Origin of the sequence: Methylomonas sp. ZR1, assembly GCF_013141865.1 — a bacterium.
GTDB lineage: Bacteria > Pseudomonadota > Gammaproteobacteria > Methylococcales > Methylomonadaceae > Methylomonas.
This window is the reverse complement of the sequence record NZ_RCST01000001.1, coordinates 3,391,782-3,406,495: the sequence shown is the minus strand read 5'-3', so window position 1 is coordinate 3,406,495 and position 14,714 is coordinate 3,391,782. Positions and strand designations below refer to the sequence as shown.

Below are 14,714 nucleotides of genomic sequence, written 5' to 3'. Positions count from 1 at the left end.
GTGCCACGTTCAATTAAAAAAGGTCCATTTATAGATCATCACTTGCTTAAAAAAATCGAAGAAGCGGTGAGAGCGAATAATAGGAAACCGATTAAAACCTGGTCTAGAAGGTCAATGATCAGCCCTGATATGCTGGGATTGACTATTGCGGTACATAATGGGAAGCAGCATGTGCCGGTATTGATTTCAGAAAATATGGTCGGGCATAAGCTGGGTGAGTTTTCACCTACAAGGACTTATAAAGGCCATATAGCAGACAAGAAATCAAGATAAGGAGTGAATGTGGAAGTTTCGGCTAAATTAAGTAATGCTCCTCTTTCTGCGCAAAAAGCAAGGCTTGTGGGGGATCAAATACGCGGGTTACCTGTTGAAAAAGCATTGAATTTGCTTAGTTTCAGCTCTAAGAAAGCTGCTGCGATAATCAAAAAAGTTCTAGAGTCGGCAATAGCTAACGCGGAACATAACGAAAATGCGGACGTTGACGAATTAAAGGTTTCGACTGTATTCGTTAATGAAGGCAGAACGTTAAAGAGAGTTAGCGCAAGGGCGAAAGGACGTGCAAATCACATCCTAAAAAGAACTTGTCACATAACAATTAAAGTAGCAGAGAAATAGAGGTAGCAAATGGGACAAAAGGTACATCCCACTGGGATTCGTCTCGGGATAGTAAAAGATTGGACTTCGAGATGGTATGCAAATAGCCAGAATTACCCTGTATTTCTATTGCAGGATTTGAAGGTTAGAGAATATATCAAACAAAAGTTAGCTCACGCATCTGTTAGCAGGGTGCAAATAAATCGCCCTGCGAATAATGCCAATATTACTGTGCACACCGCTCGTCCTGGGATTGTGATAGGTAAAAAAGGCGAAGATATCGATGTGTTAAGGCAGAGCATATCCGCGATGATGGGGGTTCCTGTCCAATTAAACGTCGAAGAGATTCGTAAGCCAGAGCTTGATGCGTATTTAGTCGCAGAAAGCATAGCTCAACAGTTAGAAAAGCGGATCATGTACCGCCGAGCGATGAAGCGAGCTGTGACGAACACCATGCGTTTAGGCGCTGAAGGCATAAAAATCACTGTTGCTGGCAGGCTAAATGGAGCTGAAATTGCCAGAACGGAATGGTATCGCGAAGGTCGTGTGCCGCTTCATACGTTGCGGGCTGATATTGATTACGGAACAGCTGAAGCGAAAACCACTTACGGAATTATCGGTATTAAGGTTTGGATATTTAAGGGTGAGGTATTTGATATGGATGCTCATGCAGCATCATTAAACGCCGACTCAAAAAAATAGTTGAAGGGGTATATAAGAGATGCTTCAGCCAAAAAGAACAAAATTTCGCAAACAACATACCGGTAGAAATAACGGTACGGCATTGCGTGGTTCGTCAGTGAGCTTCGGGGAGTATGGTTTGAAGTCAGTTAGCCGTGGTAGAATGACCGCCCGGCAAATTGAGGCCGCGAGGAGAGCTATTAGTCGTCACGTGAAACGGGGTGGGAAAATTTGGATCAGAATTTTTCCAGATAAACCTATTACGAAAAAACCATTAGAAGTTCGTATGGGTAAAGGTAAAGGTAGTGTAGAATACTGGGTTGCTCAGATCAAACCCGGCACGATGCTGTTTGAAATTGAGGGTGTTTCCGAGGAATTAGCGCGAGAGGCCTTTGAACTGGCCGCTGCTAAGCTGCCGGTGAAAACTACGTTCTCTACACGGACAATAATGTAATGAAAGCGAAAGATTTAAGAAGCAAAACAAAAGAAGAGTTGAATTCCAATCTTTTGGAGTTGTCTCGCGAACAGTTCAATTTGAGAATGCAAAAGGGAACTGGACAGCTTAGCAAGTCGAGTCAAATTAAGCAGGTGAGGCGAGACATTGCCCGCATTAGTACTATTCTAAGTGAAATGGCAAGAGTATAGATATGAGCGAAAATCTAGATACTGTACGTAAAGTAACTGGTCGTGTTGTTAGTAATAAAATGGATAAGACTGCTTCGGTTTTGGTAGAGCGCCTGGTTAAGCACCCTGTGTACGGAAAGTATATAAAGCGATCCACTAAGCTTCTCGTTCACGACGAAAACAATATATGCCAAGAAGGCGATGTGGTTTCTATTACCTCGTGTCGTCCTATTTCTAAGAATAAGGCGTTCAAGCTGTTGGAAGTCTTAGAAGCTGCCAATAGATAATCAATAATTTTAGTTGGGATTTTAAAAATGATTCAGATGCAAACTAGCCTTGACGTCGCCGATAACAGTGGCGCAAAAAAGGTCATGTGTATCAAGGTCCTTGGAGGTTCGCACCGCCGCTACGCTGGTATTGGCGACATCATCAAGGTGAGCGTCAAAGACGCAATGCCGCGCACTAGGGTTAAAAAAGGCGATGTATATAATGCCTTGGTTGTAAGAACTCGTAAAGGTGTTCGTAGGGCCGATGGTTCGGTTATACGCTTTGACGGTAATGCCGCGGTAATTTTAAATAACCAACTACAACCAATTGGTACTCGTATCTTTGGGCCGGTTACTCGTGAATTAAGAGGCGATAAATTCATGAAGATTATCTCTCTAGCGCCAGAAGTATTGTAGAGGTCCAAAGATGCAAAAGATTAAGCAAGGCGATGAGGTCATCGTAATAGTCGGAAAAGATAAAGGCAAGCTAGGGAAAGTTAGTAAGGTGCTTGAAGGCCACAAGATATTAGTCGAAGGTATTAACTTAGTTAAGAAGCATCAGCGAGGTAACCCAAATCTCGGTGTTTCTGGCGGTATTGTTGATAAAAACATGCCAATTGACATTTCAAATGTTGCTTTATTTAATCCAAAAACAAAAAAAGGCGACAGAGTGGGTTTTAGAATTCTTGATGATGGGAAAAAAGTCAGATTTTTTAAATCTACGAACGAAAACGTTGGTCTCTAAGGTAATAAGGCTATGGCTAGACTACAAAATAAATATAAAACCGAAATTGTTCCTGCTCTGCAGGAGCAATTTGGCTACAAAACAATAATGCAAGTCCCGAAGCTCACCAAAATAACGCTTAATATGGGCGTTGGCGGGGCTATCGCAGACAAAAAAGTTCTGCAGTCCGCTGTTTCTGATATGGAAAAAATATCAGGACAAAAGGCAGTGATTACATTGGCTAGAAAATCTATTGCTGGGTTTAAGATTCGCGACGACATGCCAATCGGTTGTAAGGTTACGTTACGTGCCGATAAAATGTATGAATTTCTGGACAGGTTAATTACGATCTCAATACCTAGAATACGTGATTTTAGAGGCATGAGTTCTAAGAGCTTCGACGGTCGTGGTAACTATTCTATGGGAATAAAAGAACAAATTATTTTCCCGGAAATAGATTATGACAAGATTGATGCGCTTCGTGGTATGGATATTTGTATCACAACAACGGCTAAAACAGATGAAGAAGGTTTAGCGCTGTTGAAATTATTCAATTTTCCATTTAAAAACTAAGGCGTATCGGCATGGCTAAAAAATCAATGATTGCGCGCGAAGTAAAGCGTGAAGGCTTGATAAAAAAATATCAGGCAAAAAGAAGCGAATTAAAAGAAATAATTAGGTCTCCAAATAGCTCCTTTGAAGAGAAAGAGAGCGCTCAAGTTCAACTTCAAAAACTACCTAGAGACTCCAGTCAGTCCAGATTGCGTAATAGATGCAATCTGACAGGGCGTCCTCATGGATACTACAGAAAATTTGGTCTTAGTAGAAATAAATTGAGGGAGGCCACAATGCGTGGCGACGTGCCCGGTTTATCAAAGGCTAGCTGGTAGTTCTGTTTAAGTTTTGGAGAATTGAAAAATGAGTATGACAGATCCAATAGCAGATATGCTAACCAGAATTAGAAATGGTCAATCTGCTGGCAAAAAGAGTGTAAAAATCCCTTCATCGAAGTTAAAGCTGGCTATCGCTAAAGTATTGAAAGAAGAGGGATATATTACTGACTTTAAAACCGAAATTACCGGGTGCCATACAGAAATGACCGTTGAGCTAAAATATTACAACGGGGTTCCTGTTATAGAGAGCGTTAAACGAGTTAGCCGTCCCGGGCTTAGAATATACAAGTCTAAAGACGAGTTGCCGAAAGTGCTAGGTGGTCTAGGCATAGCCATAGTTTCAACCTCTAATGGTGTGATGACTGATCGCGCTGCGCGTGCTATAGGGCACGGCGGCGAAGTCATTTGCACTGTCTGTTAATTAAAGAGGTATATCATGTCTAGAGTAGCTAATGCGCCTATAACTTTGCCGTCAGGCGTTGATGTAAGAGTCGACGGCAAGCAAATGATAGTTAACGGTAAACTTGGTCGGCTTTCGTTTGATCTGTGTGACGCAGTTGATCTTGAAATCGAATCTAACGTAATCAGAATCAAATGGGACGATAGTGTAAAAGGAGCTAAGGCCCACGCAGGTACAGCTAGGGCGTCAATTAACAATATGGTAAAAGGCGTCTCCGAGGGATTCGTCAAAAAGATGTTGTTGGTTGGGGTCGGCTATAGGGCGCAAGTTAAAGACAATCTTTTAACTCTATCCTTGGGTTATTCAAACCCTGTCGAATATTTAATTCCCGAAGGCGTTACCGTTGAAGCACCAACGCAAACTGAGTTGCATGTGAAGAGCAGTGATAAGCAGAAAGTCGGCCAAGTCGCATCTGAAATCAGAGCTTTTCGCCCGCCCGAGCCTTACAAAGGGAAGGGTGTGAGGATAGCCGACGAATACGTGGCTAGAAAAGAAGCCAAAAAGAAATAGGTGAAGTGATGGATAAGAAGTCATCGAGATTAAAAAGAGCGTTGAGATTACGCTGCAAAATCAAAAAGTTAAATGTAAATAGACTTACCATACATAGAACTTCCCAGCATATTTACGCGCAGGTTCTCAGTGTTGATGGTACATCTACGCTCGCGGCAGCGTCTACATTACAACTTGATGTAAAGGCGGGTTTGAATAACACGAGTAATATTAAAGCCGCCACTGAGGTAGGGCGTATCGTTGCTGAAAGAGCGATTGCGGCTGGTGTAACTGAGGTCGCATTTGACCGCTCTGGTTTTAAATATCATGGCCGCGTAAAGGCGTTAGCCGACGCTGCGCGTGAAGCTGGCTTGAAGTTTTAGGGGAATAGCATGGCAACAGCACCATCTCAAGGTAGTACAGACGGATTACAGGAAAAATTGGTTTCGGTAAGACGTGTTGCAAAAGTAGTTAAAGGCGGTCGAGTTTTTGGTTTTGCTGCGCTTACGGTCGTCGGTGACGGCGACGGGCGTGTTGGTTATGGCGTTTCAAAAGCAAGAGAAGTGCCTGTAGCGATTCAAAAGTCGCTTGAGCAGGCAAGGAAGAACATGCGCAAAGTAGCGTTGAAAGAAGGTACGTTACAATATTCAATTATGTCTAACACTGGTGCGGCTAAGGTTTACATGCAACCGGCTTCAGAAGGTACCGGAATCATTGCCGGCGGTGCTATGCGCGCCGTATTCGAGGTCGTCGGTGTGCATAATGTATTGGCTAAATGTATCGGTACGAGTAACCCGATCAATGTTGTGCGCGCGACAATTAATGGTTTGACCGCAATGCATGACGCTAAGAAAATCGCAGCAAAGCGCGGTTTATCTGTTGATCAAATAACAGGGTAAAACGATATGAGTGGCAAAAAATTAAGCGTAATGATGACAAAAAGTAAAAATGGTCGCTTAAAGAGTCATCAGCAGTGTTTAAAAGGATTGGGTTTGAGCAGAATCCGGCAGGTGGTTGAGGTTATCGACACGCCTGAGAATCGCGGGATGATCAATAAAATCGCATATATGCTAAAGGTTGAGGAAGTTTAATGTATCTGAACACAATACAATCTGCATGCGGCGCCAGAAAAAAGGCAAAGCGCGTTGGGCGTGGTATAGGATCTACTGATGGTAAAACCTGCGGTAGAGGTCATAAAGGTCAAAAGGCCCGTTCCGGGGGGTTTCATAAAGTGGGCTTTGAGGGTGGTCAGATGCCTTTGCAGCGTAGACTTCCAAAGGTTGGCTTTACGTCCAGAACAAAGAAATTTACTGCCGAGGTTCGTTTGGCTGAAATTGATGCTCTTCAGGCTGATGTTGTAGATATTCAATTACTGATCAGTGAGAACATTATCCCGGTGTTTTCAAAACAAGTTAAAGTAGTGAATACTGGAACAGTTACTCGGCCTTTGGTTTTAAAAGGACTTGGCGTTACGGCTGGTGCAAAGTTAACTATTGAAGCTGCTGGTGGCAAAGTCGAGGCTTAAGTGAGTGCTAAAGGAGTTGATGTTGCTGCGGGCACATTTCGGTTTGGTGAGCTCAAGTCAAGACTATTGTTTGTTTTAGGCGCATTTGTCGTATACAGAATCGGCGCTCATATCCCTGTTCCGGGGATAGATCCAAAAGCATTGTCAATAATGTTTGAGCAGCAGTCGGGTTCTATATTAAACATGTTTAACATGTTTTCCGGTGGTGCGTTGATGCGTTTGAGTCTGTTTGCGCTGGGTATAATGCCATACATCTCAGCGTCTATCATTATGCAGCTTATGACTATTGTCATACCTGCTATGGAGCAGCTAAAAAAAGAAGGTGAGTCCGGGCGTAGAAAAATTTCTCAGTACACTCGCTATGGCACCGTCGTTTTGGCGATGTTTCAATCGATAGGCATCTCGGTAGCCTTGCAAAACCAAACTGCGGGTGGTCTAGCTGTTGTTATCCAGCCTGGTATCAGTTTCGTTCTTATAACAACGATTACTTTAGTCACCGGTACGATATTCTTAATGTGGCTTGGGGAGCAGGTTACGGAAAGGGGGATAGGCAATGGTATATCGCTAATTATATTTGCCGGTATCGTATCTGGATTGCCTTCCGCAATTGGCGGAACCCTAGAGCTTGCGCGTACTGGTGAAATGAATGGGGCGTTTATTGTTGTGTTGTTCGCTTTATCTGTAGTTGTAACGGGTGTTGTTGTTTTTGTTGAAAGAGGGCAAAGACGGATAACCATTAATTATCCAAAAAGGCAGCAAGGCAACAAGGTCTATTCAGGGCAGAGTTCCTTTTTGCCGCTTAAGTTGAATATGGCAGGCGTTATACCGCCCATTTTTGCATCAAGCATTATTTTATTTCCCGCGACAATAGCAGGATGGTTCGGGAATGTTGATGGCTTTTCTTGGCTTCAGGATATTTCGTCGGTGCTTTCTCCCGGTCAGCCTGTGTACGTTCTATGCTATGCGTTGGCTATTGTGTTCTTTTGTTTCTTTTATACCGCTCTGGTTTTCAATTCAAAGGAAACCGCGGAAAACCTTAAGAAATCAGGCGCTTATTTGCCTGGAATTAGGCCGGGGGCTCACACTACCAGTTATATCGATAAGGTAATGACGCGGCTCACTTTGATAGGCGCTGTTTACATCACATTGATATGTTTGTTGCCTGAGTTTCTGATCGTCTATTGGAATGTGCCCTTTTCTTTTGGTGGCACATCTTTGCTTATCATTGTGGTTGTTGTGATGGACTTTATTTCGCAAATGCAGACGCATTTAATGTCGCAGCAATACGAAGGCTTGATGAAAAAAGCCAATTTGAAAAAATCTTAAAATTTCCAGGAGTTTGCCGTGAAAGTACGAGCTTCAATAAAAGCCATATGCAAAAGTTGTAAAGTAATTAAAAGAAACGGCGTTGTGCGAGTTATCTGTAAAGATGGCAGACACAAACAGCGTCAAGGCTAACTTGTTTTTGTGATTTATTTTGCAGGGTGATATAATCCCCTGTTTAACCTTATAGTACTGTTTTTGGAGTATATGAATGGCTCGTATTGCCGGTATAAACGTGGCTGACCATAAGCATGCGGAGATAGCGTTGACTGCTATCTATGGAATTGGCAGACAAACTGCTAGAAATATCTGCGATGAAGTTGGGGTTCAGCCAACCGTCAAGATTCGAGACCTTTCTGAGGATCAAGTTGAATCTATACGTAAGGTTATTTCTGCGATGACTGTAGAAGGTGATCTTCGCAGAGAAGTCTCAATGAATATTAAAAGATTAATGGATCTGGGTTGTTATCGTGGTATCAGGCATCGCCGTGGTTTGCCATTGAGAGGACAAAGAACCAGAACAAATGCTCGGACTCGTAAAGGTCCGCGCAAGTCAGTTACTAAATAAATACATCTAGATAGGCATTTTTGATGGCAACCCAGAATCGAGTTAAAAAGCGTATTAAGAAAGAAGTAGCGGACGGTATCGTTCATGTCCACGCTTCCTTTAACAATACAATCGTTACTATTACAGACAGAAAAGGTAACGCGTTATCTTGGGCTACATCTGGTGGATCCGGTTTCCGTGGCTCACGCAAAAGCACACCTTTCGCAGCGCAGGTGGCTGCTGAGAAAGCAGGAGCGGTAGCTCAGGAATACGGGATGAAAAATCTGGATGTTATGATTAAGGGCCCCGGCCCTGGTAGGGAATCTGCTGTTCGCTCTTTGAACAGTATGGGGTTCAAAATTTCAAATATCGTGGACGTTACTCCCATACCTCATAATGGTTGTCGTCCACCCAAAAAACGTCGTGTTTAGGATAGTGGAGTAAATTTAATGGCAAGATATCTTGGTCCTGCTTGCAAGCTGAGTCGTAGGGAAGGTACTGATTTATTTTTGAAAAGCAGAGGTAAATCTCTAGAAAGCAAATGTAAATTAGAACAAAGACCTGGTCAACATGGCGCTAAGCGTACAAGGAATTCTGATTATGCTATGCAGCTCCGCGCTAAACAGCGCTTGCGCCGCATATACGGGGTTTTGGAAAAGCAATTCCGGAACTATTACAAAGCTGCTGACCTACAAAAAGGCGCTACTGGTCAAAATTTACTTGATTTTTTAGAGTCTCGATTGGATAACGTCGTTTACCGTATGGGGTACGCTGCTACCCGAGCGGAAGCAAGGCAGTTGGTATCTCACAAAGCGATTTTGGTAAACGATAGGTTAATTAATATACCTTCATACCAAGTCGCTGCCGGCGATGTAATTAAGGTTAGAGAAAAAGCTAAGAGCCAACAACGTATTAAAGACTCGCTGGTTGTTGCCGAGCAGTATGGCTTTCCAGTTTGGGTAGAAGTTAATTCCAAAGAGATGAGTGGAACATTCAAGTCTGTGCCTGATCGCGTGGATTTAGGCTCTGACATCAACGAGCAGCTGGTTGTTGAGCTTTATTCTAAGTAATAAATAAGTCCAGGATTTAAATTATGCAGAGTTCTATTGTTGGCCTACTTAAGCCTAGACTTGTCGAGGTGATTAACGAATCGGCCAACCACTCGAGAATCGTTATCGAGCCTCTGGAGCGCGGCTTCGGGCATTCTTTAGGCAATGCTTTGAGGCGGGTCATGCTGTCTTCAATTCCAGGTTGCGCAGTTACAGAAATTTCTATCGAAGGCGTGTTGCATGAATTCACCACGATAGAAGGTGTTCAAGAAGATGTCATAGACATCATACTGAACCTTAAGAAACTTGCTGTCGTTGTTCATTCTAAGGATGAAGTGACTCTCACGCTGGCTAAATCGGGTGTTGGTGTCGTAACTGCTCGGGATATTGAACTACCCCATAATGTGGAGTTAGTAAACCCGGATCTGATAATCGCAAATATCAACAATCAAGACTGCTCACTCAACATCAAGATTAAGGTCGAGAGAGGTCGGGGTTATGTTCCTGCCAGTCTGAGGAAAGAGATGAATGACGACGCGCCGGTCGGTGTGTTAATGGTTGATGCGGCATTTAGTCCTATAGTAAAGGTCGCTTATCATGTAGAAAGCACTCGTGTCGAACAACGCACTAATCTGGATAGGCTCGTTATAGAATTGGAGACAAATGGTACGGTTGATCCTGAGCAGGCGATCAAATTAGCCGCTTCGATTCTTCATGACCAGTTATCTGTGTTCGTAGATTTTGAAAAAGTTAACGAACAGATACATGAGGAGGTAGCAATTGAGGAAGAGTCGTTCGATCCAGTCCTGCTACGTCCTGTAGATGATTTGGAGTTGACGGTTCGTTCTGCCAACTGCCTAAAGGCGGAAAACATTTTCTATATCGGTGATCTGATTCAGCGGACCGAAGTGGAGTTGTTGAGGACACCTAATCTGGGTAAGAAGTCGTTAACGGAAATTAAAGATATTCTTGCAATTAAAGGTCTGTCATTGGGTATGCGCTTGGAAAACTGGCCACCTGAAAATCTGGCTGATCAATCGCAAGCTGGAATTTGAATATAAGGCATTTGAAAAATGAGACACCGTAAATCTGGAAGACAGTTAAATAAAAATAGTAGCCACAGAAAAGCGCTATTTAGCAACATGGCTTGCTCTTTGTTTAGACACGAGTTAATCAAGACTACGTTACCAAAAGCAAAAGAGTTGCGCGTGATCGCCGAGCCTTTGATTACATTATCTAAAAACGACTCTGTCGCGAAACGTCGCCAGGCGTTCTCTAAGTTGCGCGATAGAGATGTTGTGACGAAATTATTTAACGAGCTTGGTCCAAGGTATCAATCCAGAAACGGTGGGTATTTGAGGATTATAAAGTGCGGATTCCGGCCTGGTGATGACGCACCTATGGCTTACGTCGAGTTGGTAGATAGACCAGAGCCTGTACAAACTGAAGAATAAATGCCTTAATATTGGGCTTGTAGCGGCAGATTAGCTAGACGGCTTCTCTGCCGTTTTTGTTTGTGTACTGTTCAGCGTTAATTTATATTCCTAGAATATATTTCTTGGTCTGGTTGTTTGGTTTGTTTTTGAAGTCTCTATTGTTTCGCTGTAAGTGGCTTCTGCTATTGCTGTTGTTAATATGCGCCAACTTTCCAGCTTTTGTTGAAAAGCCATCGCTGCATGCGCCGGGCTTGTAGAGGGTAATCGGTGGTACGTAAACCGATCTGTGCATATATAAGGTTGAACATGCTTTTGAAAGGTTTTTTCTGCAGTTAAGCCATTAAAGAATATATGCGTAATATAGGGGTGGTTTAGGAAAAATCCTGGAAAATCATTTGTAACGATACTGTTTTTGTCTATTTTTGCATCGAGACTGCTGTTGTGCCGATGGCATGACTTAACTACATCCCATAGTGCAATGCCGGCTAATTTTAGTGATTCTATTCTCGCTAAGTATGAGCTACTAGGATTGAGTTCCAGAAGTTCGGTTATGATAGGCCAAAATTGATTCTGTGGATGCGCGTAATATCGATTAGCCTCCAGTGATGCTTTTCCAGGGATGCTGCCCAGAATCAAAACTGTTGCATCCGGTGAAGAGGCCGCTGAGAAGCTTGTTATTCGGTTCATTCTGCCAGAATGTGATCGGGTTTCATTGAGTGTTCGGTAAACTTGCTGGCACTAGTTTTATAAAATGCCCAATACGTCTAATACTCGGCAGCAATATGCGTGCTCATTGTCATGCATTAAAGATAGGCCGAGATGGTGGCCTTGGCTGACAGTCAGATGATGCATCAACAATATTGAGGAATATTGGGTTTCCATATAGTCGATGCTAGCCTTTTGATGGCCCCATGCGCCATAGTCACAATGAATAATTCCTGCTAATTGTTTGTTGGCGTAGTCTTCAAACAGTTCTACACATTCTTCTAGTGACGTTTTCCTAGAAAGAGTGGCTGTTAAATCAATAACTGAGACAATTGCAGTTGGCACTCTGTAGGACATAGCGTCCAATTTGCCTTCCAGTCTTGGTAATACCAATGTCGTGGATTTACCTACATTCGTGCTGGTTGGGATAATGGAAGACGCGCACCCACGGCCAAGTTGGGATGATGCGTGATAACCATCCAATACACGTTGATCTGAAAGTTGCGGATGGATAGTGATGGCTCGGGCGAAATTGATGCCAATGTGCTTATCAAGTACATGACAGATAGGAACCAGAGCGTTACCCGTGCAGGTACTGGCAGAGATGACGTCATGGTGTAATGGATCGTATGCCGAATGATTTACTCCGAACACCACACTAATATCGCAACCGCTGACATTCCAAGTGCAAAGGATTTTTTTAGCGACTTCCTGCGTTATCAATGAGCGGAAATCGTGGATCGTGGCGGTGCCCGTGGCGTCAAATAATACATCGAGATCAAATTGGCGCAATACTCCCCAGCTGCCGTCATCGGGCGAACTACGGCGCCGGTCTACCTTCTGATAGCGAACTCTTTTGCCGTCTATGATTAAATCGTCGCCATCGCAATCTACATTAAATGGGGGGCGGCCATAGGTGCTATCGTTTGCTAATAGGTAAGCAACGTGATCGATAGCCATTACGTCACAGACTACACGTATATCGAATCTGCCGCCTTTTTCTTGTGCGAAATTTCCTCTTAATACCCCGCGACCAATTCTGCCTAAACCCACGATCCCAATGTTAAGGCTCATTGTTGAAAATCCCCGCTTCGACAGTGCTTTGCATAGAAACGCCAATTTCTCCTGTGGTTTGGAGAGGTCGCTGGTGTAGGTTTGTGGTCATGGCGTTGGTTTCGTTATTATTTTCATGATAAGGAGCAGCAATGCTGAAAAACTAGAGCAACAAGCCGGACAAGTCAAGGCAAAGCAAAATATAACGAACGGGGTTGCGTTTGTTTGGGTAGAGGCGGGAGATTTTGGAGTAGCGCTAAAGGGGCGTTATTGAGGCTCGTCTTCGGATGTCACAAATTTTTCTGATAAGCGTAACAGTACGAACAAGGCACCGGTACCGCCAGCCTTGGGGGGAGCGGAGCAAAACGCCAGGACATCTTTATGTTGGCGTAGCCAGAGATTAATATCATTTTTTAAGACTGGCTGATTGTCCGTAGAGTTGTACCCCTTGCCGTGAATGATTTGTACGCAGCGATAACCGTCTTCAACGCAATAGTGTAAAAATCGTAATAGCTGCAGTTGTGCATCTCGGCTACTTAAGCCATGTAAATCTATATCGGCATCCAGGCCGTAATATCCCTTCCGAAGTTTTTTGATGACGCTTTTTTGCATGCCTGGCACCAGGAAGGCGATCTTGTCTTCTTGGAACAGGGTCTCCAAGCTACCCTCAACATCTTTTTGTAACGGATCAACCTGCTCGAGCGGCTTAAATGAAGGTATTGGCCGCGGTTTCTTATCAGGCTTAAGAATAACGGTATTGGTGTCTATGGTTTGGACTTTGCCGATCGAGTTTCGAAACAAGAGGACATCGTCTGCGGAAGTGGTTTTTTTTGTCACGTAAGCTGCTGGTTTTGCGCTTTTTTTGCTACTATGCGGGAATTTTAAAGCGTTTCACGGCAGTATGCACATACTAATCAGCAACGACGACGGTTATTTAGCGCAAGGCATCAACACATTGGCCGAAGCTCTGCGTCAACACGCCAACGTATCAGTAGTGGCGCCAGATAAAAACCGGAGTGCCGCAAGCAATTCTTTAACCCTGGATATGCCTTTGCGCGCCACTCAATGTGAAAACGGTTTTGTCAGGGTGGATGGTACGCCGACGGATTGCGTTCATCTGGCGATTACAGGATTATTAGCGAACGAACCGGATATGGTATTCGCCGGTATCAATCATGGCGCCAATCTTGGTGACGATGTGCTTTATTCTGGCACCGTGGCTGCGGCTACCGAAGGGCGTTTTCTTGGGCTGCCTGCGGTGGCTATCTCTTTAGCATCCAGCGACCCTAAACATTTCGATACGGCGGCACATGTGGCTGTGACATTAATGCAAAAAATCCTCGCTCATCCCTTGCCGGAAGACACTTTATTGAACGTCAACGTGCCTGATTTACCGATTGCTGAATTAAAAGGTTATCAATCTACCCGACTCGGGCAGCGGCACAAAGCGGAAGCAGTGATACGTTCCCATGATCCGCGGGGGCAGGATATTTACTGGGTGGGACCGCCCGGCAGCGAACAAGACGCCGGGCCAGGTACCGATTTTGATGCGATAAGAAACGGATACGTGTCCGTAACGCCGTTACAGTTGGATTTAACGCGATATGAACGATTAGAGGGATTGAGCGAATGGCTGGCAATGGAGGCGCTCGCATGAGTAGACGCATCCAGGGTATAGGCATGACTTCTCGGCGGACCAGGGAGCGGATGATTTCTCGGCTGCGCGAGCAAGGCATCTATAACAGTAAAGTCCTGGCGGTAATGTCTGACACACCTAGGCATATTTTTGTCGACGAAGCTTTGGAGAGTCGTGCTTATGAGGATACTGCCTTACCTATCGGCCACAATCAAACTATATCGCAGCCGTATATCGTCGCCAAAATGACGGAATTGCTATTGGAAAAAGGTCCGCTGCTCAAAGTACTGGAAATTGGTACGGGTTGCGGCTACCAAACCGCAATATTGTCGAAGCTGGTAGCGCAAGTTTATTCGGTGGAACGGATTGCGCCGTTGATGAAAAAAGCCCGAGATACCCTATGGGAGTTGGGTATCAAGACTGTGGGTTTTAAGCATAGCGATGGTGGCTGGGGCTGGCCGGAGCACGCGCCATATGATGGGATATTAGCTGCCGCCGCACCGGCGGAAATTCCGGAAGCCTTACTTGAGCAAATGGCTGTGGGGGGCGTGATGGTGATTCCGGTCGGGCTGGAAGGGATGCAGGAATTGCATCGGGTTACCCGGACAGAGCACGGTTTTGAAGATGAAGTAATAGAGCGGGTAAGTTTTGTGCCGTTTTTATCAGGTGTCAGTCAATAAGTTTTAATTGCTTTATCGCGCCGGTTTTG

The 14,714-nt window shown here is 44.3% G+C and carries 28 protein-coding genes; 25 read left to right on the top strand and 3 right to left on the bottom strand.

What is annotated here, in order from left to right; translation table 11 throughout:
- The 23 genes from rpsS to rplQ all read left to right on the top strand — a co-directional run bounded on the left by rpsS (position 1) and on the right by rplQ (position 10,629).
- Positions 1–273, top strand: coding sequence for a 30S ribosomal protein S19 (gene rpsS / locus DDY07_RS15435; RefSeq protein ID WP_084153316.1), 273 nt, complete (start codon positions 1–3; stop codon positions 271–273).
- 9 nt (positions 274–282) lie between these two features.
- Complete coding sequence (rplV, locus tag DDY07_RS15430; RefSeq protein WP_171696509.1) at positions 283–615, top strand: 50S ribosomal protein L22; 333 nt, start codon at positions 283–285, stop codon at positions 613–615.
- Between the two features lie 9 nt (positions 616–624).
- Positions 625–1,296: a 30S ribosomal protein S3 gene (rpsC, locus tag DDY07_RS15425; RefSeq protein ID WP_033157219.1), complete on the top strand. Its 672-nt coding sequence runs from the start codon at positions 625–627 to the stop codon at positions 1,294–1,296.
- Between the two features lie 19 nt (positions 1,297–1,315).
- The gene (gene rplP, locus DDY07_RS15420; RefSeq protein ID WP_033157218.1) at positions 1,316–1,729 is read left to right on the top strand and encodes a 50S ribosomal protein L16; all 414 of its coding nucleotides are present in this window, start codon (positions 1,316–1,318) and stop codon (positions 1,727–1,729) included.
- The gene (gene rpmC, locus DDY07_RS15415) at positions 1,729–1,920 is read left to right on the top strand and encodes a 50S ribosomal protein L29 (RefSeq protein WP_033157217.1); all 192 of its coding nucleotides are present in this window, start codon (positions 1,729–1,731) and stop codon (positions 1,918–1,920) included. The genes rplP and rpmC overlap by 1 nt, the downstream gene beginning before the upstream one ends.
- Positions 1,921–1,922: 2 nt before the next feature.
- Complete coding sequence (gene rpsQ, locus DDY07_RS15410) at positions 1,923–2,186, top strand: 30S ribosomal protein S17 (protein WP_171696508.1); 264 nt, start codon at positions 1,923–1,925, stop codon at positions 2,184–2,186.
- Positions 2,187–2,213: 27 nt separating this feature from the next.
- Complete coding sequence (gene rplN / locus DDY07_RS15405; protein WP_013820378.1) at positions 2,214–2,582, top strand: 50S ribosomal protein L14; 369 nt, start codon at positions 2,214–2,216, stop codon at positions 2,580–2,582.
- 10 nt (positions 2,583–2,592) lie between these two features.
- The gene (gene rplX / locus DDY07_RS15400) at positions 2,593–2,910 is read left to right on the top strand and encodes a 50S ribosomal protein L24 (RefSeq protein WP_171696507.1); all 318 of its coding nucleotides are present in this window, start codon (positions 2,593–2,595) and stop codon (positions 2,908–2,910) included.
- A gap of 12 nt (positions 2,911–2,922) precedes the next feature.
- On the top strand, positions 2,923–3,462 hold the full coding sequence (rplE, locus tag DDY07_RS15395; protein WP_171696506.1) for a 50S ribosomal protein L5: 540 nt from the start codon (positions 2,923–2,925) through the stop codon (positions 3,460–3,462).
- Positions 3,463–3,473: 11 nt separating this feature from the next.
- Entirely contained in the window at positions 3,474–3,779 is a 306-nt protein-coding gene (gene rpsN, locus DDY07_RS15390) for a 30S ribosomal protein S14 (RefSeq protein WP_033157213.1), read from the top strand.
- 28 nt (positions 3,780–3,807) lie between these two features.
- Positions 3,808–4,203: a 30S ribosomal protein S8 gene (gene rpsH / locus DDY07_RS15385; protein WP_033157212.1), complete on the top strand. Its 396-nt coding sequence runs from the start codon at positions 3,808–3,810 to the stop codon at positions 4,201–4,203.
- A 15-nt stretch (positions 4,204–4,218) separates the two neighbouring features.
- Entirely contained in the window at positions 4,219–4,752 is a 534-nt protein-coding gene (rplF, locus tag DDY07_RS15380; RefSeq protein ID WP_171696505.1) for a 50S ribosomal protein L6, read from the top strand.
- Positions 4,753–4,757: 5 nt separating this feature from the next.
- Complete coding sequence (gene rplR, locus DDY07_RS15375) at positions 4,758–5,114, top strand: 50S ribosomal protein L18 (protein WP_367650884.1); 357 nt, start codon at positions 4,758–4,760, stop codon at positions 5,112–5,114.
- Positions 5,115–5,123: 9 nt separating this feature from the next.
- Complete coding sequence (gene rpsE, locus DDY07_RS15370) at positions 5,124–5,630, top strand: 30S ribosomal protein S5 (RefSeq protein WP_020484817.1); 507 nt, start codon at positions 5,124–5,126, stop codon at positions 5,628–5,630.
- A gap of 6 nt (positions 5,631–5,636) precedes the next feature.
- Positions 5,637–5,822 carry a 50S ribosomal protein L30 gene (gene rpmD / locus DDY07_RS15365; RefSeq protein ID WP_020484818.1) on the top strand — a complete coding sequence of 62 codons (186 nt, stop codon included), beginning with the start codon at positions 5,637–5,639 and terminating at the stop codon, positions 5,820–5,822.
- Positions 5,822–6,256: a 50S ribosomal protein L15 gene (rplO, locus tag DDY07_RS15360; RefSeq protein ID WP_171696503.1), complete on the top strand. Its 435-nt coding sequence runs from the start codon at positions 5,822–5,824 to the stop codon at positions 6,254–6,256. The genes rpmD and rplO overlap by 1 nt, the downstream gene beginning before the upstream one ends.
- Positions 6,257–7,582: a preprotein translocase subunit SecY gene (gene secY / locus DDY07_RS15355; protein WP_171696502.1), complete on the top strand. Its 1,326-nt coding sequence runs from the start codon at positions 6,257–6,259 to the stop codon at positions 7,580–7,582.
- Positions 7,583–7,600: 18 nt separating this feature from the next.
- Positions 7,601–7,714: a 50S ribosomal protein L36 gene (gene rpmJ / locus DDY07_RS15350; protein WP_081607976.1), complete on the top strand. Its 114-nt coding sequence runs from the start codon at positions 7,601–7,603 to the stop codon at positions 7,712–7,714.
- Between the two features lie 76 nt (positions 7,715–7,790).
- On the top strand, positions 7,791–8,147 hold the full coding sequence (gene rpsM, locus DDY07_RS15345) for a 30S ribosomal protein S13 (RefSeq protein ID WP_020484821.1): 357 nt from the start codon (positions 7,791–7,793) through the stop codon (positions 8,145–8,147).
- Positions 8,148–8,170: 23 nt separating this feature from the next.
- The gene (rpsK, locus tag DDY07_RS15340) at positions 8,171–8,557 is read left to right on the top strand and encodes a 30S ribosomal protein S11 (protein ID WP_020484822.1); all 387 of its coding nucleotides are present in this window, start codon (positions 8,171–8,173) and stop codon (positions 8,555–8,557) included.
- 18 nt (positions 8,558–8,575) lie between these two features.
- Positions 8,576–9,196 carry a 30S ribosomal protein S4 gene (rpsD, locus tag DDY07_RS15335; protein WP_033157207.1) on the top strand — a complete coding sequence of 207 codons (621 nt, stop codon included), beginning with the start codon at positions 8,576–8,578 and terminating at the stop codon, positions 9,194–9,196.
- A 23-nt stretch (positions 9,197–9,219) separates the two neighbouring features.
- Positions 9,220–10,230 carry a DNA-directed RNA polymerase subunit alpha gene (rpoA, locus tag DDY07_RS15330; RefSeq protein ID WP_033157206.1) on the top strand — a complete coding sequence of 337 codons (1,011 nt, stop codon included), beginning with the start codon at positions 9,220–9,222 and terminating at the stop codon, positions 10,228–10,230.
- Positions 10,231–10,248: 18 nt separating this feature from the next.
- A complete protein-coding gene (rplQ, locus tag DDY07_RS15325; protein ID WP_033157205.1) occupies positions 10,249–10,629 on the top strand; it encodes a 50S ribosomal protein L17 in 381 nt (126 codons plus the stop codon).
- A 90-nt stretch (positions 10,630–10,719) separates the two neighbouring features.
- Here rplQ and DDY07_RS15320 read toward each other — a convergent pair whose 3' ends face one another.
- The 3 genes from DDY07_RS15320 to DDY07_RS15310 form a co-directional block, all read right to left on the bottom strand.
- On the bottom strand, positions 10,720–11,298 hold the full coding sequence (locus DDY07_RS15320) for a DNA-deoxyinosine glycosylase (protein WP_171696501.1): 579 nt from the start codon (positions 11,296–11,298) through the stop codon (positions 10,720–10,722).
- A 57-nt stretch (positions 11,299–11,355) separates the two neighbouring features.
- Complete coding sequence (locus tag DDY07_RS15315) at positions 11,356–12,390, bottom strand: type I glyceraldehyde-3-phosphate dehydrogenase (protein WP_171696500.1); 1,035 nt, start codon at positions 12,388–12,390, stop codon at positions 11,356–11,358.
- A gap of 246 nt (positions 12,391–12,636) precedes the next feature.
- Positions 12,637–13,206, bottom strand: coding sequence for a Smr/MutS family protein (locus DDY07_RS15310; protein WP_171696499.1), 570 nt, complete (start codon positions 13,204–13,206; stop codon positions 12,637–12,639).
- Positions 13,207–13,270: 64 nt separating this feature from the next.
- On the opposite strand from DDY07_RS15310, the gene surE reads away from it, so the two are divergent.
- Together surE and DDY07_RS15300 are read left to right on the top strand one after the other, a co-directional pair.
- A complete protein-coding gene (gene surE / locus DDY07_RS15305; RefSeq protein WP_171696498.1) occupies positions 13,271–14,026 on the top strand; it encodes a 5'/3'-nucleotidase SurE in 756 nt (251 codons plus the stop codon).
- Complete coding sequence (locus DDY07_RS15300; RefSeq protein ID WP_101051802.1) at positions 14,023–14,685, top strand: protein-L-isoaspartate(D-aspartate) O-methyltransferase; 663 nt, start codon at positions 14,023–14,025, stop codon at positions 14,683–14,685. The genes surE and DDY07_RS15300 overlap by 4 nt, the downstream gene beginning before the upstream one ends.
- Positions 14,686–14,714 lie beyond the last annotated feature (29 nt).